Source organism: Paenibacillus shenyangensis, assembly GCF_000346635.1.
In the GTDB taxonomy this organism is placed as follows: domain Bacteria; phylum Bacillota; class Bacilli; order Paenibacillales; family Paenibacillaceae; genus Saccharibacillus; species Saccharibacillus dauci.
The window spans coordinates 85182-106483 of record NZ_AOIG01000021.1 but is presented as its reverse complement, the minus strand read 5'-3'; the positions used below and the strand labels follow the sequence as shown (position 1 = coordinate 106483).

Annotated in this window: 18 protein-coding genes and 1 riboswitch; of the genes, 8 read left to right on the top strand and 10 right to left on the bottom strand. The window is 48.9% G+C overall.

All coding sequences use genetic code 11. The annotated features are described in order from the left end of the window. Nucleotides 1-8 precede the first annotated feature (8 nt). Nucleotides 9-1100 carry a helix-turn-helix domain-containing protein gene (locus H065_RS0117060; RefSeq protein ID WP_017814293.1) on the bottom strand — a complete coding sequence of 364 codons (1092 nt, stop codon included), beginning with the start codon at nucleotides 1098-1100 and terminating at the stop codon, nucleotides 9-11. A 487-nt stretch (nucleotides 1101-1587) separates the two neighbouring features. On the opposite strand from H065_RS0117060, the gene H065_RS0117055 reads away from it, so the two are divergent. The 4 genes from H065_RS0117055 (at nucleotide 1588) to H065_RS0117040 (ending at nucleotide 6385) form a co-directional block, all read left to right on the top strand. Further along, entirely contained in the window at nucleotides 1588-1797 is a 210-nt protein-coding gene (locus H065_RS0117055) for a hypothetical protein (protein WP_017814292.1), read from the top strand. Between the two features lie 18 nt (nucleotides 1798-1815). Beyond that, complete coding sequence (locus H065_RS0117050) at nucleotides 1816-3003, top strand: slipin family protein (RefSeq protein WP_017814291.1); 1188 nt, start codon at nucleotides 1816-1818, stop codon at nucleotides 3001-3003. 286 nt (nucleotides 3004-3289) lie between these two features. Beyond that, entirely contained in the window at nucleotides 3290-4438 is a 1149-nt protein-coding gene (locus tag H065_RS0117045) for a virulence factor (protein ID WP_017814290.1), read from the top strand. 160 nt (nucleotides 4439-4598) lie between these two features. Then, a riboswitch (Lysine riboswitch) is annotated at nucleotides 4599-4794 on the top strand. A gap of 103 nt (nucleotides 4795-4897) precedes the next feature. Further along, nucleotides 4898-6385: an amino acid permease gene (locus H065_RS0117040; RefSeq protein ID WP_017814289.1), complete on the top strand. Its 1488-nt coding sequence runs from the start codon at nucleotides 4898-4900 to the stop codon at nucleotides 6383-6385. A 269-nt stretch (nucleotides 6386-6654) separates the two neighbouring features. Here H065_RS0117040 and abnA read toward each other — a convergent pair whose 3' ends face one another. The 4 genes from abnA to xylA form a co-directional block, all read right to left on the bottom strand. Beyond that, nucleotides 6655-7602, bottom strand: a complete 948-nt coding sequence (gene abnA, locus H065_RS0117035) for an arabinan endo-1,5-alpha-L-arabinosidase AbnA (RefSeq protein ID WP_238557979.1) — start codon at nucleotides 7600-7602, stop codon at nucleotides 6655-6657. Nucleotides 7603-8118: 516 nt separating this feature from the next. Continuing rightward, nucleotides 8119-9240 (bottom strand): transglutaminase domain-containing protein, encoded by a 1122-nt coding sequence (locus H065_RS0117030; protein ID WP_036630194.1) that lies wholly within the window; start codon nucleotides 9238-9240, stop codon nucleotides 8119-8121. Between the two features lie 634 nt (nucleotides 9241-9874). Continuing rightward, nucleotides 9875-11371, bottom strand: coding sequence for a xylulokinase (gene xylB, locus H065_RS0117025; protein WP_017814286.1), 1497 nt, complete (start codon nucleotides 11369-11371; stop codon nucleotides 9875-9877). A 224-nt stretch (nucleotides 11372-11595) separates the two neighbouring features. Then, nucleotides 11596-12912 (bottom strand): xylose isomerase, encoded by a 1317-nt coding sequence (gene xylA, locus H065_RS0117020; protein WP_017814285.1) that lies wholly within the window; start codon nucleotides 12910-12912, stop codon nucleotides 11596-11598. A 196-nt stretch (nucleotides 12913-13108) separates the two neighbouring features. Between xylA and H065_RS0117015 the strand changes: the two genes are divergently transcribed. Together H065_RS0117015 and H065_RS0117010 are read left to right on the top strand one after the other, a co-directional pair. Further along, nucleotides 13109-14272 (top strand): ROK family protein, encoded by a 1164-nt coding sequence (locus H065_RS0117015; RefSeq protein WP_017814284.1) that lies wholly within the window; start codon nucleotides 13109-13111, stop codon nucleotides 14270-14272. Nucleotides 14273-14474: 202 nt separating this feature from the next. Beyond that, nucleotides 14475-14699 carry a hypothetical protein gene (locus H065_RS0117010; RefSeq protein ID WP_017814283.1) on the top strand — a complete coding sequence of 75 codons (225 nt, stop codon included), beginning with the start codon at nucleotides 14475-14477 and terminating at the stop codon, nucleotides 14697-14699. A 224-nt stretch (nucleotides 14700-14923) separates the two neighbouring features. Here the strand turns inward: H065_RS0117010 and H065_RS26195 are convergent, their stop codons facing one another. Continuing rightward, the gene (locus H065_RS26195; RefSeq protein WP_017814282.1) at nucleotides 14924-15274 is read right to left on the bottom strand and encodes a hypothetical protein; all 351 of its coding nucleotides are present in this window, start codon (nucleotides 15272-15274) and stop codon (nucleotides 14924-14926) included. Nucleotides 15275-15684: 410 nt separating this feature from the next. Here H065_RS26195 and H065_RS0117000 point away from each other — a divergent pair, with 410 nt between their 5' ends. Then, the gene (locus tag H065_RS0117000; RefSeq protein WP_017814281.1) at nucleotides 15685-15882 is read left to right on the top strand and encodes a hypothetical protein; all 198 of its coding nucleotides are present in this window, start codon (nucleotides 15685-15687) and stop codon (nucleotides 15880-15882) included. Nucleotides 15883-16017: 135 nt separating this feature from the next. Then, entirely contained in the window at nucleotides 16018-17136 is a 1119-nt protein-coding gene (locus H065_RS26190; RefSeq protein WP_017814280.1) for a hypothetical protein, read from the top strand. Nucleotides 17137-17269: 133 nt separating this feature from the next. Here the strand turns inward: H065_RS26190 and trxB are convergent, their stop codons facing one another. From trxB to kduD, 4 genes are all read right to left on the bottom strand, one after another. Further along, a complete protein-coding gene (trxB, locus tag H065_RS0116990; protein ID WP_017814279.1) occupies nucleotides 17270-18211 on the bottom strand; it encodes a thioredoxin-disulfide reductase in 942 nt (313 codons plus the stop codon). A 366-nt stretch (nucleotides 18212-18577) separates the two neighbouring features. Next, complete coding sequence (locus H065_RS0116985) at nucleotides 18578-19390, bottom strand: SDR family NAD(P)-dependent oxidoreductase (RefSeq protein ID WP_017814278.1); 813 nt, start codon at nucleotides 19388-19390, stop codon at nucleotides 18578-18580. A 239-nt stretch (nucleotides 19391-19629) separates the two neighbouring features. Further along, nucleotides 19630-20499 (bottom strand): sugar phosphate isomerase/epimerase family protein, encoded by an 870-nt coding sequence (locus H065_RS26185; protein WP_017814277.1) that lies wholly within the window; start codon nucleotides 20497-20499, stop codon nucleotides 19630-19632. Nucleotides 20500-20532: 33 nt separating this feature from the next. Then, nucleotides 20533-21285 (bottom strand): 2-dehydro-3-deoxy-D-gluconate 5-dehydrogenase KduD, encoded by a 753-nt coding sequence (gene kduD / locus H065_RS0116975; protein ID WP_017814276.1) that lies wholly within the window; start codon nucleotides 21283-21285, stop codon nucleotides 20533-20535. Nucleotides 21286-21302 lie beyond the last annotated feature (17 nt).

The following is a 21302-nucleotide window of genomic DNA, read 5'->3' as shown; positions in this document are numbered from 1 at the left end:
CCAAGCTATTACAATGAGGGCTGACGCACGGATGCTATCAGCTCCAGATACTGGGTATCGCCCATGCCATAATGGCTGAACAGGGAAAATAGCTGTGGCAGCAGCTGCTCGGCGGAATCTGCCGGATGACTGCGTATAAATGCTGTTACTTCATTGTCAGGCTGCTGCAAATTGAGATACAACCGGATTCCCTGATACATGACAGGCAGCATTTGTTCCTGTGGCATCTGTTGATTCAGCAGCACCTGACAGTAGATATCGGCAAATGAACCCAGCTGGATAGCTGTCTGCTGCACGTCATAAGTCTGCTCCTGAACCACATTAACGTAAACCGTTCCCTGGTAATCTTTTTGCTCCAGATAGGCAAGCAGGGTCAGCAGATTGATCTGACAGAACATATCGTCGCCAAACCAGAGCACAATGCAGCGATATTCCTTTTCCATCAGAGGCTGCAGCGGCTGGATCACAATCTGCTCATACTGCTCCAGTGAGCTGCCATGTCCCTCCGCCCTTACCCTGCAGAACGAATCACCGAAAATCTCTTCCGTCGTCTCGTGTACACACATTGCTTCATTAAAAGGAACATAATCGCTCTGACCCATCCACTGGTTCTCCCGGAACTTCTCAAACATCATCTGCCCGTTCAGCACATTCAGAATCTCGTGCTCGTACAATTCCTCGACTTGACGCTGCAGCTGTTCAATACCTTGTTTACCGGAAATATCCATCGTTAATTCCCTCCCGTATGAATCAATCGTTAATTTGATATAGGATTGTATCGGCTGAGGATGCTGCCGAAACGCATGGGGTGTGACCCCGAGTACATCCTTGAATGATCTGGAAAATGCCTCCTGCGAGGAATATCCATGCTCTACTGCAATATCGATAATCCGCTTCTGCGTCTCTGCCAAGCGGATGCTGGACAGAAAAACCCGGCGCAGCTGAATATATTTCTTCATGCTGATTCCTGTATGATGCCGGAACAGAAAGGAACAATAGTAAGGCGAATATCCTACACTCTGTCCCAGCTCCGCCAGCGAAAACTCTTCCAGCAGATGATCTTCCAACCAATCGATCATGTGCTGAACCTGCTCACTCATGCTGCTGCCTCCTTTGCCCATGTTCTTCTTGTTCTTCTTTATTATAAAGAATGTGCCGCTCTACATTTGATTTGAATTGTGCTTCTGAATGATCTGCCGCTGCTTTGCTACATAGCCTGAACAAAGATAGGCAAGAATATCGGTTGATGGAGCGCTTCTATACTGTGACTGCTTCTTCCGAAATGCACTTCTTGTTCCTGTCGCCATACTTGCGCCCTGTTCATGAAGCCTCTGATCAGCGATGATAATAAAGCGTCCACTACGAATGACTTACCCTTCAGGCTGCGGATCTCCATGATCCGGCGGTGCCGCATACAATGTATGACGGTATGTCGTAACGTGCATTCGTCTGTACGCCCTATGAAATAGTAGATCGGGTTCGAATCCCACTCACCTTTCACGTGAGCGCAGGTAGCGCACTCCACTGTTAATGGAGCTTTATTAAAATCAAATCTTTGCAGCAGGAAGTTCTCTGGGTGCAGCTAGCATGGGTACCACGCAGCAGCCTACTTTGCAGCCGGCGGATTCGGCAGTTATCGTGTTCGGACAGATCGTCACGAAAGGCAGATCAGCAGAATCTGGCGAGTCACACAGCCGGATTCATGCCATTCTCCCTACTTGGCGCTTCGGTTCAGCAGATGCTGTCTCAAGCTCAGGCTCCGTATGTGATGCGAGAGAACTTTCCGCACAAAGATAAAATCAGGAGGAAACACCCATGACTATCATCCAACCACAACCTTTGCATAAAATACATATTGCTGCCGACGAGCGCGGACTGCTGTTCGAGCAAGGCAGTTACATCAAAACTCTTCAGCCCGGAAGCTATCGATTCCTCAATCTGTCCGGTCAGACTACAATCCGGCGCTGTAAGCTTAGTGAGCCGCTTCAGTTCACACCAACCGAGTGGAATCCTACCCATACCGAGAATGAAGCTGTTCATATCCGGCTCTATCAGCACGATGCCGAATTGATGCGTGAACTGACTGTCGTTGAAGTCAGCGACCATGAATATGTGATCCATCTGGTCAATGGCAAATATAACACGCTGCTGACAGCCGGTACGTATGTATACTGGAATGTACTGCAGGAGCATCAGTTTATCCATGCGGATATCCGTCAGCCTGTCGTGGGACCGGAGATCAGCCGCAGTATTCTGGCGAAACTGCACTCCCATCTGTATGTCATCGATATTGCCAGCCATGAGACTGGTCTGTTGTACTTTGACAATCAGCTGCAGCAGCTGCTGCCACCGGGCCGTACTTTCTACTGGCGTGGACCGGTTAATGTCACTGTCAAAAAGATCGATCTGCGCCGTCAGCAGCTGGATATGACCGGACAGGAGATTCTGACCGAAGACAAAGTCACGCTGCGGCTGAATTTTGTCTGCCAGTACAAAGTAACCGATCCGCTCAAAGCAGCAGAGATCAAGAATTTTGACGAGCAGGTCTATATCCAATTGCAACTGCTACTGCGCGAATATGTCGGTACGCTCAAGCTGGATGATCTGCTGCGCATGAAGCAGGAGATCGGTGACTTTGTCCTGAGTCGCCTGCAGAAACAGAGTGAGGAATATGGTGTGCAGTTTCTGTCCGCCGGTCTCAAGGATGTCATTCTGCCCGGCGATATCCGTACCATCCTGAATACTGTACTGCTCGCCGAGAAAAAAGCGCAGGCCAATATGATTACCCGCCGCGAAGAGACGGCTTCCACCCGCAGCCTGCTTAATACCGCCAAGCTAATGGATGAGAATGCTACGCTCTACCGGCTCAAGGAACTGGAATTCCTGGAGAAAATCTGCGAGAAAATCGGCACCATTTCCCTGACTGGCGGCGGCAATCTGCTGGAACAGATGAATGCGCTGATGGGCATGAAAGAAACAGCTACTGTACGCGATGCCGGTTAATTCTATATGTGATCTGCCAAAAAGACGATTCTTCCTGTTCATCGATCAGGCAGAATCGTCTTTTTCATTTAACCGGATCAATCTTCATCGTTTTCTCATGTGCCAACCTTTTCCTCTTTGGGTTACAATAGTATAGAAGAGATCTGTCTGCTTATGCTGACCGTCTTACAGGATGATTCTTACTCATGATGCGATAATATCCGGCTGCAGCAGGCTGTAATGCTCTGCAGGATAGGTATCTGCATTTTGCATAATCACAATTTGATATATGGAGGTCTACCTATTTATGAAAATTATTTCGATTGAACCTACACCCAGTCCGAACACGATGATGCTGCGTCTGGAGGAAGAACTGCCGCAAGGGATCCGTAAAACCTACACACTGGATAACGAGCGTTCGGCTCCTTCCTTTATTCGGGAGATGCTTCATATTAACGGGGTCAAAAGCGTATTCCATACCGCGGACTTTGTCGCTCTGGATCGCCGTGCCAGTGCCGATTGGTCAGCTATTCTGAACGAAGTGCAGGACAAGCTCGGCCAACAGGGCATCGAGAACAAGCTGGAAGTACCGGAAGATCTGTCTGGGGACCATTTTGGAGAAGCGAATGTATTCGTACAGTTTTTCCGTGGTATCCCGATGCAGATCCGGGTCAAAGCCGGCACCAAAGAAGAGCGTATCTCTCTCGCCGAACGGTTCGTGCAGGCTGTAACTGAAGTCGCCAGTGCAACGCTAATCAAGGAGCGCAAGTTGACTGATTATGGTGTACGTTATGGAGAACTGCCGGATATTGCCCGCGAAGTAGAGCAGGAACTGGAAGCTGCTTTCCCGCAGGAACGTCTGCGCAAAATTATCGACCAGGCTATCTCCCACGGCGCCAGCAATGAAGAATTTGTCGAGCAGCGCCGCGGTATGACGCTGAAGGAAATTACCGAATCCATGAAAAGTGAAGACTGGCGTGTACGTTATGCCGGCTTTGACGTACTGGAACCGACCGAAGACAGCCTGCCGCTGATCGAAAAGGCGTTGTCGGATGAGAAAATGCAAATCCGCCGTCTTGCTGTTGTGTATCTCGGCGATCTGAAAACGCCAGCAGCGATGGAACTGCTGTACCGCGCACTGGAAGACAAATCGGCTGCGGTTCGTCGTACAGCCGGCGACACCCTGTCCGATATCGGTGATCCGGCAGCAACACCAGCCATGCTGAAAACCCTGCAGGACAGCAGCAAACTGGTACGCTGGCGGGCTGCCCGCTTCCTGTACGAAGTCGGTACCGAAGAAGCACGAGAGGCGCTGGAGACAGCTGTCGAAGATCCGGAATTCGAAGTCAGTTTGCAGGCCAAAATGGCGCTGGAACGCATCGAATCCGGCGAAGAAGCCGCCGGTACGATCTGGCAGCAAATGGCCAAAAGCCGTCAGCAAAATGCATCCAGCTAATCCACTTTCTTCGTCTTGCTGTACAAAATCATTGCCAAATGTCTGCTAAGCACGTATACTGTAACACGTCCATGTCAGCTAAACAGCTTAGACAACACAAGCTGTGCGCAACAGGCTGATATGAACCTATAACTGAATAATATGCCTCATCACACATAACCGATGAGGTAGAGGTCGCAGCATGAATCAGTACAACCGGAGCAGGCGTAGAGCCGCCGCGAATCCCGGTTGAAAAGGTCCTGCTGCCGAAGTGCAGATTCCGCTCTGGGAATCCTGTGCTGGGGCTGTACCCGAAAGGGACAGAACTGTCACAATGAAAAAATCCAAGCATTTCATTGTGTTGAGCTATCTTAAAGGGAAAGTATGGTGCGGAATCTATAGAAATAGACCCGGCCTGGCCGCGGTCTATTTTTTGGCATTCTTTCCCTGGACGATTATGAAGGAGTGTACACAAGCATCATGAGTTCAACCGCTAAACCTACATCTACACCGGAGCCTCAGCTCCGCGCTGGCCTGCGCGCCAGACATATGACGATGATCGCCCTCGGCGGTTCGATCGGGACAGGATTATTCCTCGCCAGCGGCGGGGCGGTAGCCAATGCCGGACCCGGCGGGGCTCTGCTCGCTTATGCCTGCGTCGGTATTATGGTCTATTTCCTGATGACGAGTCTTGGCGAGATGGCGACCTATATGCCGGATTCCGGTTCGTTCAATACGTATGCCGCCCGTTTCGTCGATCCGGCTTTTGGCTTTGCGATGGGCTGGAATTTCTGGTACAACTGGGCCGTGACGATCGCTGCCGAACTGTCTGCTGCCACGATTATTATCAAATACTGGTTCCCGGAGAGCTCTTCGTTCCTGTGGAGTCTGCTGTTCCTGGCCCTGATCTTTCTGCTGAATATCCTGTCAGTCAAAGGGTACGGTGAGTCGGAATACTGGTTCGCCATGATCAAGATCGTCGTTGTACTCGCCTTCCTCGTGATTGGCGTACTGATGATCTTTGGCATTATGGGCGGCGAAGCGATCGGCTTCCGTAACTTTACGATTGGCGATGCTCCATTCAACGGCGGACTGCTCGCCTTTATCGGTGTATTCATGGCAGCCGGGTTCTCTTTCCAGGGTACTGAGCTGATCGGAGTTGCTGCCGGTGAGAGCGAGAACCCGCGTGAGCATGTACCGCGTGCAATCCGTCAGGTATTCTGGCGTATTCTGATCTTCTACATTCTGGCGATTCTGGTGATTGGTCTGATCATTCCCTATACAACACCATCGCTGCTGGGCAGTGATCTGAGCGATATCGGTGTCAGCCCATTCACCCTGATTTTTGAAAAAGCAGGGCTGGCTTTTGCGGCTGCAGTCATGAATGCCGTTATCCTATCCTCCGTGCTGTCTGCCGGTAACTCCGGTATGTATGCTTCAACCCGGGTGCTGTATGCATTGGCACGCTCCGGCAAAGCACCGAAAATGTTTGGCCGTCTGAATTCCCGCGGCATTCCGCAAAATGCACTGATCGTGACCGCTGCTTTTGGAATGTTGGCCTTTCTGGCTTCCCTGTTCGGGGATGGCGTCGTCTATAGCTGGCTACTGAACGCTTCGGGAATGTGCGGATTTATTACATGGCTGGGGATTGCGATCAGTCATTACCGCTTCCGTCGTGCTTTCCAGGCGCAGGGTCGTAATATGAATGATCTGCCATTCAAGGCAAAATGGTTCCCGTTTGGCCCACTGTTTGCTTTTGTACTGTGTGCGATCGTTATTGTGGGACAAAGTCTGTCGTACATTACACCAGAAGCGATTGATTGGAAATCTCTGCTCGCTTCTTACATCAGCGTGCCGCTGTTCCTGATTTTGTGGCTTGGCTACAAATGGACAAAGCATACCAAGGTTATTCCGCTGACCGAATGCGATCTGGATACTGGCGCACGGCAGGATGATTCCGTATCATAATGTTGAACCAACGGCATGACACTGATTGATTATTCAACCTGACCAATGGTAGGGCATCCTCGAATCGGGCAGCCCGGTAACCTTTACCAAAATGTATACCAAAAAAAGCCTTTCTACTCCCTTGCTGTATCCGGTTCCGGGTACACAAGGGAAGCAAGAAAGGCTTTTTGAGTTACAGAATTCTATGATCTGTACAAGATACGAAAGTAGTTAATTCGATTTTAGTGCGAGTGAAGAAGGAGCAGATCAAGACTGCTTTTGGGGTGCGGCTAGTAGGTTGGCCAGCCGGCTGAATCGTAATTTAGATCACTGATTAACATTTTCGGATCACCTTTGGGAGTGGTTGCATCATAAGAATGTCTAACAATAATATTATTGTAGATATCCTGTCCACCCGGACCTCTCCAGCGATCATTACCTGCATCCAGAATCGTACCGCCGCCATTCATCATGCTTACACCGTTTTTGTCTACATAAGGACCAGCAATGTTTTTGGAGCGTCCGTATACGATTTTGTAAGTACTGTTCGCGCCACTACAGCATTTATCGATAGAAGCAAATAAGTAATAGTATCCGGTTTGTGCGTTATACGTAATAGCCGGTGCTTCAATTTCATGGTCACCTGTAGGACGATAGGCAATCGAACTAATGTTGCCTGTTGGTTTCATTGTATTTTTATCCAGGCGAGTCAATTTAAGTCCCGACCAGAATGAACCAAATGCCATCCACGGATTGCCATCTTTATCAATAACCAGTTCAGGATCGATGGCATTGAAGTTACTGGATGTATTGCTGGTAAGCACTACACCTTCATCTCGCCAGCTGCCAGCACCTACGCTGCTAGCTGAAGCCAGACCGATTGCTGATATATTTTTACCGAATTCGGAAGAAATCGCATAATACAACCACACCCGACCGTTATAACTTTTAACATCCGGTGCCCATACATCAAGTGTTCTATCACCTGTCAATCCAGGCGCATACTGTTTCCACCAGGAAGGTTGCGTCAAGAATACCTGAGGTACACGATAAAAGTTGCTTCCGTTATCCGATTTCAATACCGAAATACCTGGGCCAGTTGAAAAAGCATACCAGCTATTTCCTTCTTTGATCAGTGTAGGATCATGGGCACCTACTTCCCCACTTAATGCCCAATGTGCAGCAAACCCTTTGGTATCGGCGAAAATAGGCACGAGTAATGTCATAATAACCAGCATAGTAAGTACTTTGCGCTTCATATTCAACGAACTTCCACCCTTCTGAATCAAATTAACACTGAATGTCCAGCGTGCGCCGCTCAATGTCTACACTTAATTATAAAGCGCTTTCAGAAAATTAAAATATAATATTCACGTATTATTGTTCACCTATGATTTAGGTATCTTTTGTACTTTTAATAGTTAATATATATATAAATTAATATCTGTAAACATTAATTTGTAAAGGTTATTATTGATGTAACGAGAGTAAAATATGTACTTTTCGCCTCACCAATTTTTTTCCATATAAAAACCATATAATAATAAAGAACTAAATTGGAGCTCTCATAGACTTTTCCCATCATTTATCAAATTCTATTTAGTACCAGATGTCTCTCATTATCTCACTCTGTCTACGCACAAATCCCACCTTTTGAGTCTTTTGATACACATGGCAAAAAGAACCGATCGCATTCAGCGATCAGTTCTTTTGTGATCAATCTATTCAATATTGGTTATGCGTCAAAGAATGGATTAGTTCCAGCTCAAAGTAACTTTCAGATCATTAGTACTCCTGATCGATTTTACGCTATAGGAAAGCGACTTTACGCCAACCGAAGACAAACCGCGCAGATCGTTTTTGAGACTGGTCAGACTGCCGCTGTAGCGGAAAGTGACTGCACTTTTGCCAGCTGTCTGAGCTGCCTGTACTTTTGATTTGAGACCTGCTGCCGAACGAATCGCATCGGATTCGCTAGCTGCAGTTACATAGTTCAGCGTTTTCTCCAGCTGCTGGTAAAAGCCTGTTTTGGGATCGCCTGCTGCAATCAGCTGATCCAGTGTGCTGTGATACGTTGTATTTGCTGCCGGATACGTTTTGGTCCATTTGTGATCCTGCTTCATCTGCGAATCGGTCAGCAGATAGTAAGCGGTCTGCACATCATTTCCCTGATCCGGTACTGGATCATCCCATGTCGTATCCAGGTGATACCATTTGCCGTCCAGGTTCACCAGATTCCAGGCATGCAGTTCACCATCGGCTGTACCTTCGACGATCATATTCTGGATACCAGCTTCCTTGAGCAGCTCGTAGGTCAGCAGGGCATATCCCTGACAGACAGCCGTACCATCATGCAGTGCTTCATATGCGGTATAGCGGGTATACGTCTCATCATATTTCACATTGCGTACGACCCAGTCATGGATGGCTTTGACTTTCTCATGGTCATTCATGCTGGAAGACACGATATTGGAGAGAATCTGCTGTACTTTATTTTTGACATAGCCGGTCTGGGTGGTCGTCTCACGATAATTCATCGTAACCGTCACACGGGCAGAATAGGCATTCTGGCGCCAGCTCAGTCCATAGCTGTCCAGAATGTACTGGGTATACGGGTCTTTCTCCAGCGCATTTTCGAATGCATTTTGCAGCATTGCTTTGAGGCCACTGGTACTTCCTTTATATAAAAGAGTAACTTCGGCATCACGATTCATTAGCGACGTATAAAGCGCATTGGTCACATCGGTGGAACTGTTAACGGTTACCTGTGAAGAGGCCGCATAGATGGCCTGATTGGGAGTAACAGCAGGAAGTCCTGTGAACAGGATTGTTCCGGCCAGAAGGGTTTTGACCCAGATGTTATTTGACATTTTCATGCAGACGTAACCGCCCTTCTCCTATGATTTGCTCTGATTGTATTTATCGGCAGACAAGCCGTTTCCGGTAATAGAATGAGGGCGCTTTACCGATAAATTTCAGTGATGTGTGTATTGTGTCTTACAGGGGCTGATTCCGCTCTGCGCCCGCGATTTGCCAGGCCTATAGCATAAGACGCATGTGACAGCAAATAGTTGCGCTGCACGACTGTATTATTTGGTAAAAAGTGTGTGATAGCTATCTAATACAACCTATTTCCGGCATAAAGGAAAATAAATGGCGCTTATCCAGCAATCCTACTTATCCTGTACAGTTATTCTATAGTATACTGCTTCTTTTTCTTTTATTGTAAAACTTTTTTGCGTGTACAATCAACTTAACCGCTTATCCTGGTATGTATGCATATTTGCCAAAAATAGGTACAACCCTTTTTCCAACAAACAGAAAAAGGGCTGCGTCATTATATATCTGCTGCTGATTCTATTATCAGGTCTGCTGTTCGTTCTATTGCTTGTTGTATTGCTTGTTCCCTACTCACTCTGCTGTCACATCCATCCTGATATCAGCAGCAGCAGAACATATATACACTTCCATTCCTTGCACAGGCTCACGTAGGACGGCGATCAACCATTCTTATCCTCTAAAAGCAGCCAGTCGCCGGTTCAGGTCAGCTGTCTGATTGTAAATCTCCTGATAAATCGCAAACAACTGATTATACCGTTCCGCCCGGCCCGGATCGGGTTCATACGATTTGGAGGTGCGCAGGAACGCTGCTGCACAATCTGCCAATGATTCAAACCAGCCGCTGCCATAGGCAGCCAGCATAGCCGCTCCCATCGCTGGTCCCTGCTCATTCTCCAGCCGGACCACTTTGGCATTGAAAATATCCGCCTGCATCTGCAGCCAGGTCTCATTGCGTGCGCCGCCACCGATCGAGACCACTTCAGTGATATTTTTGCCGGACTCGCGCAGAATATCGATTGATTCCCGCAGAGAAAATGTAATGCCTTCCAGCACCGCGCGGGCAAAATGGGGGAGACGATGCGACGCATCTATCCCGATAAAGCTGCCGCGGATATCCGCATCCGGATGCGGTGTGCGTTCACCAACAATATACGGCGTGAACAGCAAGCCTTCAGCTCCGGCAGTGATTTCGTCTACTCCTGACAGCAGGGCTTCAAATGACAACTCCTTGCCAAATGTGCTGCGGAACCATTCCAGGCTGTAACCTGCTGCCAGTGTGACACCCATAATATAAAAGGCATCTTTTTCCCCATGATTAAAGAAATGCACTTTACCTTCAAAATCCAGATCCTTGCGCTCTTCGTAAGACAGCACAACCCCGGAGGTACCGATACTGCACATCGTCTGCCCTTCGCTCAGAATGCCTGCTCCGATCGCGCCGCAAGCATTATCCGCACCACCCGCATAGACACGTGTAGCCTCACTAAGACCAGTACGCTCCCGGATCTCCGGCAGCAGTCCGCCCACATCGTCAAAAGACTCTACCAGACGCGGACAAAGCGATAGTGGCAGATCAAACGCAGTAGCAATCGTTTCGCTCCAAGACTTGGCGGTAATATCGAGCAACAACGTACCAGCCGCATCCGAATAATCCATTGCCAGATCACCGGTCAACCGATAGCGTACATAATCCTTGGGCAGCAGGAACAGCGCCGCCTGGCTCCAGTTATCCGGTTCATGTTCCTGTACCCACAGTATTTTGGGTAAAGTAAACCCTTCAAGCGCACGGTTGCGGGCAATTTGCAGCAGTTCTCCACCCAGTGTCTGTTCGATTCGGCGGCACTGGGAAGTTGTACGTGTATCATTCCACAGGATCGCCGGACGGACCACTTGGTGCTCCTGATCCAATAATACCAATCCATGCATCTGTCCGGAGAAGCTCATACCCTGTATCTCTTCTGCCGTTACGCCGGATACCTCCAGCAGTCTGCCCAGCGAGACCAGCGTCTGCTCTACCCAATCTTCGGGATTCTGCTCGCTGTATCCTGGCTTGGGCTGGGATAGCGGATACGACTCCGATGTCTCAAATGCCACCTGTCCCTGCTTATTGACCAGCACCGTTTTGACAGCGCTGGTCCCCAGATCTACTCCAATAACGTAGCTCATAGTATTCCTCCTCTATAAATTGCTGAATGACCCGATAGGATGACTGCATACATAAAAATAATATCTTACAGCGGATGGTCTCCATACCAAAAATCGCTCCCCTGCCGGTTCCCTTACGGGACCCAGGGAAGCGATCATGGACTCTTTATGATGCAGACAACAGCTATCCGGATCACACCTGCAGGATCTGATAAGATGAATGGCTGTCTGCTGTAAAGATAGGATTATTCAGTCACCAGATACTGGTTCAGTGTGGCTTTGAGCAATTCTTCACGGCCGGATTCATTCTGGCGCGGCTGCTCGTTGTTCAGTGCATACTCTGCCAGTGAAGACAGTGTTGCTTTGCCATTTACTACATCGGCACCAACGCCTTCGCGGAAGCTGCTGTAGCGCTGATCAATAAAGTCTTCGAACACGCGATCTTCCAGCAGACGGGCAGCCGTGGTCAGACCTTTGGCAAATGTATCCATACCGGCTACATGAGCAATTACCAGATCTTCTGGTGTAAAGGAAGGACGGCGTACTTTGGCGTCAAAGTTAATACCGCCGCGGCCCAGACCACCATTTTGCAGCACTTCATACATTGTTGTGGTTGCTGCGTACAGATCTACCGGGAATTCATCCGTATCCCAGCCGATCAGCATATCGCCCTGGTTGGCATCCAGCGAGCCGAGCATGCCTTCTGTACGGGCTACACGCAGCTCATGCTGGAACGTATGACCTGCCAGTGTCGCATGGTTGGCTTCCAGGTTCAGTTTGAAATGATCGGTCAGATCATATTTTTTGAGGAAGGAAATCGCTGTCGCCGCATCAAAGTCGTATTGATGCTTGGTCGGCTCCTTCGGCTTCGGCTCGATCAGGAACTGGGCATCAAAACCGATTTCTTTGGCGTAATCCACTGCCATATGGAACATGCGGCCCATATTGTCCTGCTCCAGCGCATAGTCTGTATTCAGCAGTGTCTCGTACCCTTCACGGCCGCCCCAGAATACATAGTTTTCCGCACCCAGACGCTTGCCGACTTCCAGACCTTTTTTGATCTGTGCAGCTGCATGAGCGTATACATCGGCATTGCATGTAGAAGCTGCACCGTGCATAAAGCGCGGATTGCTGAACATGTTGGCTGTATTCCACAGCAATTTTTTGCCGGTTTGCTTCATATGTTGTTCAATCATATCGACAATGGTATCGATATTGTTGTAAAATTCGCGAAGACTATCTCCTTCGGGAGCGATATCCACATCGTGGAAACAGAAGTAAGGCATGCTCAGTTTGTCCATCAGCTCGAACAGTCCTTCAACGCGAGCTTTGGCCAGGTCCATACCTGTATAGGAGCCCCATGGACGGGAAGCGGTTTCAACACCGAACGGATCGGAACCACCGGCAACGAGTGTATGCCAGTACGCCATACCAAAGCGCAGGTGCTCTTCCATCGTCTTGCCCGCTACGATCTGGGACGGATTATAAAATTTGAAAGCATAGGGATTTTTGGATTGGACACCTTCGTAAGCTACTTTCTCAACATTTGCAAAGTAAGCCATTACATAAATCCTCCTCTTATGTGTTCATGGGCGTGAGATTTCGCGGCAGAACAGGTCGTCCATCTTGGGTCCAGCTGTCCGCTGCGCAAAATAACCGCTTGAAAGAAATCGTTTACATCGCTATCCTAACATATACAGAATACTTTGTCTATTCATTAAACAAAGTCTTAAAAAATCGGATAAAGGGGTATCATTTATGAAAATTACAGGAGACCAGGCACTCGTCAAACGTATCAACAAGTCGCTCGTACTGGACAGTATCCGCCAGCATGCACCACTCTCCCGCACGAGCGTCTCCCGATTAACCGGGTTGAACAAAGCAACTGTCTCCAATCTGGTGCAGGAATTGATCGATGATCAACTGGTGCTGGAATCCGGTGAAGGCCAGTCCAGTGGCGGTCGTAAGCCGCTCATGCTGGAATTCAACCGGACAGCCGGTTATGCCGCGGGTGTGGAACTAACGGTCAATGAGCTGACGATTGTACTGACCGATCTGGAAGGCGAGATTATCGCCCGCCAGATGATGCCACTGCAGGATCATCAGGTATCGACAACCCTCGAGCTGATGCAGCAGATGATGACCCGGCTGCTGACCGAGGTACCGGCCTCTGTACATGGACTAATCGGAATGGGCGTTGGTGTGCCTGGTATGGTCGATGCACTCGGCAATGTACTGTTCGCACCCAATCTGGGCTGGGAAGGTGTGCCACTGCGCGAGGAGCTGGAGCAGTTGTTCGGACTGCCAGTCACGATTGATAATGAAGCCAATGCCGGCGCGATTGGCGAGCTGCAGTTCGGTGCAGGACGGCATGTACGCAATCTGGTCTATGTCAGTGTAGGCATGGGGATTGGCTCCGGTATTATTATTGACGGTGAGCCGTACAAGGGAGCGCGCGGCTATGCCGGGGAGACCGGTCATATGTCAGTCGAGGCGTACGGTCTGCCCTGCTCCTGCGGCAGCCGCGGCTGCTGGGAACTATATGCTTCGGAGTTGGCTTATGATCATGCGCTTCGTGATCCGCTGCTCGACAGTACGACCGCTTACTGGGTACAGCAGGCAGAATGGGATGAACCGGAAGCCATCGAACTGTTCCGGCGGATCGGGGAATATCTGGGGATCGGGATTACCAATCTGGTCAACAGCTTTAACCCGGAAGTGATCATTATCGGCGGTCACATGCGTCAGGCAGAGCCGTGGATTGCACCACACGTCCAGACGGTTGTCTCTCAGCGTACCCTGCCCTATCATCGGCAAAAGCTCGTGATCCAGTATTCCGAGCTGGGCGATCAGTCTGCCGTGATCGGTGCGGCATATGCCGCGATTTCACAATTTCTGGGTCGGGTGCGAGTATCGGTGTAGTACCGCCGGTTCCGGGTTATGTCTGCTCTGCTCCTTTCTTATATTTGGATCACGCAGAAGAATAAATTTCTCCTCTGCCGTAGAGCCATGCTGACGGATTGCTGATTGTCTTTCTTCCAAATCTGTAGTATTCTAACAGCGTTAGAACCTTAGATTATTAGCAGTACCGCAACATCAATACACTCATGAGGAGCTGAAGGCTATGGAAAAGATGTGTATGCAAATGATGATGGGTATGGGTATGGAAGACATGATGAGCAAGATGAACAACATGAAGATGATGATGGAAATGTGCAGCAAAATGGATATGAACATGAAGGATATGGGTATGAATACCGACATGATGATGAGCAAGCTGCAAGAATGCGATGAAATGATGACTACGATGATGACGATGATGCGTGATATGAAACAAGCCAGCATGTAATTCACAGTAGGATGTGAATACAGGCTGGCTTGTCGTGTAAAAGAAGATATATAGGGAGCCGTCTGCTGGGGCAGATTCGGCTCTCTTTTTTATTTGTTATTGCATCATTTGCGGTGTGAACGGTGTCTGCCTATAGGTATGCCGATTATAGGCAAGCAGCGGCTAGCAAGCACTGTCAGGCAGATGGATCATGCCTGGTTCCACGGAGCTGATTCCATCAAAGTCTAGGGGCAGGATTGCTCAGGGCTGTCCTGCTCTGTCGTCTCGGACTGGATCTGGCGGGATACATGGATACGCTGAAGCTTAAGCTCCCACCACTGCTGAAGCAGCTGCTTCTTGGTCGGCTCATCCGTGCTCTGGCGGATATCTTGGTACACTTGTATTAATTTATAATTGATACGGTCAAATTCTCTCCACAAATTCTCTGTAATCGCCCAGTCGCTCGATGTATTCCAGTGAGAGAGGCTCTCGAGAATCTCTTCCTGCCATTCCAGGTCGCCGAGCTGGATCGCATAATTCAGCAGATCCAGATAGTCATCATTGCGTTCTGATATTATTTCCTGAATACGATTCACAGTCATTCACACCTTTGCATTCTTTTTATACCGAGTATTATACTCGGAATATAGGTAAATACAATAGTCTGGCTATGTGATTATGATGCAGCCGGTTATAGATTTATTGAATAGATAAGCCGGTTCTTCTTGTTTTGTCTATGGATGATCCTGAAAATGATCACGGAACGTTGCTATAGATCATACCGGTCACGACATCGACACAGACAGAGTGGCGAACAATATATGCTCACTCAATTGCTTAAAATTTGACGTAAAATTGCCTTATTTAGGATGAACCAGATTCGGAATTTTGATCTATAATTTCGTTATTGGTAATTGTAGGATATTCAAAAAAGGCTATTGTAGCCACTATACAAACTTATAAATAGATAAAGATCAACCATTTGTGAAACGGAGAGAGAGCGACCATGAATTTCTGGGGAACTGCCGACATTTCGCTGCCTTTTTATTTTATGATGTTCCTATTCGCGCTCATCATTTTCCCTCTGCTCAGTCTGGGTGTGTTTAACTTCTCACAGGCCAAGCGAAAAAAAGGCATGTCGTTGTTAATGGCCGGGTTGGGAATATTTCTGATTTTCCAGGCCATATCAAGTGTCTGGTTTTAGTAAAGAAGACGTAAATGCCAGTCATTGGCATAATGTAGACAATAACGTATAATCCAGATAAAGCCAGTGACTCCCTATGGGCCACTGGCTTTATTTTATATCATTTTTCATATACATAATGTAAGGAGAATAGATATGCAAAAGATATCGGTATCTCTGCCTCCGCTGCATCCGGACCTGGGCACCATGATTGCCTGGTGCGCTATTCCTGTTGCTACCGGAGAACAGCCGCTGCTGCTGGCATTCAATGAGCAGGCAGAGCTGTGGCAGATTGAGCTATTTACCGGACAGACCCGGCTGATTAGCCAGGTTGAATTACCGGCATTCCAGCCGGCTTATCCGGTTCAATTGATCGTTAGCCCATGTGGACGTGTCGCTGCTGTCTCCAACCGGTTTGGTAAATATGCGGTTGTGATTGAACTAGCCTCGGGCAATACGCTGCTGTCACTGGAGCGCGGAGAGTATCACTACGACAAGTCTGTGTACCCTCTGGCTTTTATTATGAAAAAGGAACAGCTTCTGCTGGTGTATGGGACAGATTGGAATCGGCTGGAACTTGTATCTCTTTTGCCGGAACTCCAGCCGCTCAGCGACCGGGATATCCCGGTTTCTCAATCAGAAGCCCAGTCAGCCAAGGCCAACGAACACTATCTGGACTATTTTCACGGGGAACTGCATGTCTCACCAGATGGAGAGCATCTCGCTGAGACGGGCTGGGTATGGGGGTCTTTTGGTATTGCCAGAGTGTGGAATAGTTCCAAATGGATGGACAATGTATGGGAATCCGAAGATGGCGATTCGCTTGAATCGATCTGGTACCCGCTGCTCGACTGGGATCTTCCCATGATATGGCTGGATGCGCAGCGGCTGGCCATCTGGGGGCAGTTGGATGAAGACTTGCTGGAAAAGGAAGATTGGCAACAGGAAGGCGTACAGTCTGCTATTGTAATCTATGACGTTCAGCAGCATGATCGTCATGCGGTAATTACCAACGCACCGACCTTTCTGACTTCTGTAACTTTACCGGGTCTATTTGTTCATCCGCAAGCGCAGCTGGCTGTCTCCTCTACAGGCAAACTGTTTGCCTGGGGACGCGAGGTGGATATGCAGGCATGGGATCTCTCTACCCTGCAGCCGGAGCCGCTGGATAGCCCGTTCCAACCTGATCTGTATCATCCACACGCTGATTTATTTCTCAAATTCGAAAAAGGTCGCATAGAGGCGTGGCAGTATGTAGTCACTGGAAAAGAATAAACAAACGTAACCAGCTATATTGGACGAATTTTATTATTCTCTTGAATTTGAAAAGCCAAAAAAGCTGCCTGAGTAAATCAGGCAGCTTTTTGAGTTATATTCAATTCATCAATTATCCGGTCAGTTCATCGCATTACAGGGTTACTGCGGCATGCTCCAGTGCTTCGATATATTTCTCCGCATCCATCGCTGCCATACATCCGCTGCCTGCAGCAGTGATGGCTTGGCGATACTTGGTATCCTGCACATCGCCACAAGCGAATACGCCAGGGATATTGGTCTCGGCAGTGCCCGGTGTGGTCACGATATAACCGTTCTCGTCTGTAGTGATCTGTCCACCGAGGAAGCCGGTGTTCGGATGGTGACCGATCGCTACGAATACGCCGTGAGCCGGGATGACTTCTTCCTGACCTGTCGTATTATTGAGCACTTTCAGACCGGTCACGCCCATATCGCCTGCTACCACTTCAACCGGTGTATTGTTCAGCGCCCACTCGATTTTCTCGTTGGCACGTGCGCGGTCCTGCATAATTTTGGAAGCACGCAGCTCGTCACGGCGGTGAACCAGCGTTACTTTGGAAGCAAAACGGGTCAGGAAGCTGGCTTCTTCCAGCGCAGAGTCTCCGCCGCCGACAACGATGATTTCTTTATTCCGGAAGAAGAAACCGTCACAGGTCGCACAGGTGCTGACCCCGCGTCCGATATTGTCCTGCTCGTTCGGGATGCCCAGATATTTGGCTGTTGCGCCAGTAGAAATGATCAGCGTCTCGGTAATGATCTCGCCTTTGCCTTCTACCTGCAGTTTGAACGGACGTTCGGACATGTCCACGCTGTTCACCCAGCCGGTAAAGAATTCGGCGCCAAAGCGCTCAGCTTGTTTGCGCATATTATCCATCAGTTCAGGACCCATAATACCTTCCGGGAAACCGGGGAAATTCTCGATTTCGGTTGTGGTCGTCAGCTGTCCACCAGGCTGTGGTCCTTCGATAATGAGTGGGCTCATGTTGGCACGAGCCAGGTAGATCGCAGCTGTCAGTCCCGCAGGACCAGTACCGATAATAATAGATTTGTACATGTGAATTCCTCCATATATATTATAATTTCGGTGCTGCTGCATCACCTGCTGCCTGCAATGACGACACTGGAAGTGATAAGACAGACACCCTTTTGCTTCATAAATAAAAGTATTATCCTGCTATATTATTACTATGTTTATTATATAATCTGGAAGTTATCTTCATTATACATGCTGTTGATTAAATTGTATACAATTTATTTGTTTTGAAGATATATTTTATTATGATTCCACTCGTCTCTGTAGTCAAATGAAGTTTTGATGAAACGCCAAAAGGGTGAATTCTCCGGTCTCCCGCGGAATTCACCCTTTATCTGATTTCTATACATTTATACGGATACAATGACAGTGAGTAGCTGTTCTTCATCAATCGTAGACTTTACCCCAGCCATAACCGGCTTCCTCCGACACATCTTCCGGCATTCCCGGCAAAATCAGTCCACCATCTACACGCAGATTGATACCTGTAATGTAGGAAGCTTCATCCGACGCTATCCAGGCAATAGCCTCTCCGATATCCGCAGGCGTACCCATACGTCCGAGTGGAATCTTTTTGCCCAGCGGCTCCTTGAGCGGGTCCTGCTCCAGCCGGTTCACTGTGGCACCTGGAGCAATACAATTGACACGTATGCCATGCGGAGCCAACTCCAGAGCAATCGAAGCGCAGGAACGGATCAGCGCGGCTTTCATACCGCCATAGATGCTGTCGCCGGGATAAGCCCTCTCTCCCCGGGAAGAGGTGATATAGATGATATTCCCCTGAATATTGCGCTCAATCATCGCCTGTGCCGCATAGCGTGTAGCCAGAATCGGTGCACGATAATCCAGATCGATCATCTGATTCATCTCTTCCCTGTCAAGCTCGATCAGTGGCTTCATCGTGCCTCCACCGGAATTATTAACGAGCAGATCCAGTCGACCAAAATGCTCTACCGCCTGACGAACCGTTGATTCTACCTCATCCTGCCGGGTCAGATCGCTTTGAATGGTAAAGGGATCTGCTCCGTAAATATGAGCCAGTTCCTGAGCCACCGTCTCCATATCCTCATCATCCGAATGATAGGTCAAAGCAAGACGATATCCTTTCTGTGCCAGCACTTTGGCAATTCCTCTTCCGATTCCGATCGCTGCTCCGGTGACCAGGGCAACTTTACGATGATCCTGTGGCGATTGCGTCATAGTCGTCTCCTCCCAGGGGAATAGTATGCTCATCATTACCCTTGGAGCTCGACCATAAACGGACATAGATTATTCAATCGTCTATCCAGCGTTTACAGCAGCAGGCTTTTCCTGAATGGGACAGACGTTCCTTACAGGAAGCTGAAAAGCTATATGACTATGCCTGCAACTAGCAGCAAGCATATCGCTATTTCTTTCTCTACTATTCGCTTATCCGTTATACCTATAACTATTCTCTTTTATCCTGTAACCAATGCCTGACGCTTGTCCAGCGTCTCCTGCCAGACGCGGCGCATATACAGGGAAGCTTCCGGTAGCTGTTCTTTTGCTACACCCTCCAGCGAAATATCGATATGCGGCTTATACTGCTGCAGCAATTCAAAAAAGTACGAATAATCCAGAATACCGGTACCTGCCAGGCATTCCTGCTTGATACCATCCTCGGTAAATCGAATATCTTTGGCATGGATCAGAATAATCCGCTCCGCCAGTTTCTCGAATACACCACGCAGAAAAGCCTGCTGATCGGCTACAAATTCGGTCTTCATCATATTACAGGGATCAAACAGCATACCGACGGTAGGCGAAGGGACTTCTTCGATCAGTCGTTCCATCAGCTCGGCGGTATGCAGCGTATGGACCGCTACGGGCTCGATCGCCATATGTACGCCCCACTTCTCCGCTTCTTCCGCCAGTTCGGATACGGTATCCCGCAGTGTATTCCAGCCGACTTCCTGATAGCTGTCCGGATAAGCCTGCTGATACGTAGTGAGAGAGCCTGTCTCTGTCGCTACCATACTGCAGCCAAAGTCGCGGGCATAACGCAGATGCTCCTTGAACCGGTTGATCTCCTGCCGCCGGACAGCCGGGTCGGGATGCACCGGGTCAATATAACAGCCGAGCACAGAGATTCGTACGCCCTGCCGGTCGAACTGTTCGGCAATCATATGACCGAGTCCCGGGCTTAACTTGCCAGTTGATGTATCTACGTCCGAGATCGCCTTGGCCAGCGCAAGCTGTACACCGGTGAATCCGCCCTGAGCCACTCGGGCGGCCAGATCAGCGACGGGTTGCTTGCCGTATAAATGAGATAATACTGCCTGTCTCAAGATGACACCTCCGATTCTGAAATGCAGTCTCTGTTAACGTGCCATCCATCCGCCATCTACACATATAATATGTCCATTCAGATAATCCGAAGCTTCGGAGGCAAGGAACACAACCGGCCCTTTCATATCTTCCGCTTTGCCCCAGCGACCTGCCGGAATACGTTCGGTAATCGCATCGAAGCGTGCCTGATCCGCTACGATCGGAGCGGTATTATCCGTCATCATATAGCCGGGAGCAATCGCATTGATCTGGATGCCTTTGGATGCCCATTCATTCGCAAGTGCCTTGGTAATCCCGGCTACACCGTGCTTGCTCGCTGTATATCCTGGCACATTGATTCCACCCTGATAGGACAGCATTGAAGCCACACTGATAATTTTGCCGCTACCGCGCTCAATCATATGACGACCTACGAGCTGGGACAGATAGAATACTGTCTCCAGGTTGATATCAATTACATCGGCAAAGTCTTTCCATGCATGATCGACAGCTGGTGTACGGCGGATGATACCTGCATTGTTGATCAGAATATCGATACGTCCTTTAAATTCCAGTGCCTGCTTCACTACATCTTCCAGCCGATCATGCTGGCTCAGATCCGCTTCAATCGAATGTGCTTCTCTGCCCAGTTCGCGAACCTTGTTGACCGTGTCATCGCTATTGGAGTAGGAGACACAGACGATATCCGCTCCTGCTTCTGCGAGACCCAGTGCCATTCCTTGTCCGAGTCCGCCGCTTGCTCCGGTTACCAGTGCTACCTTGCCACTCAAATCAAATGCTTTCATCCCTGTTCATCCTCCTG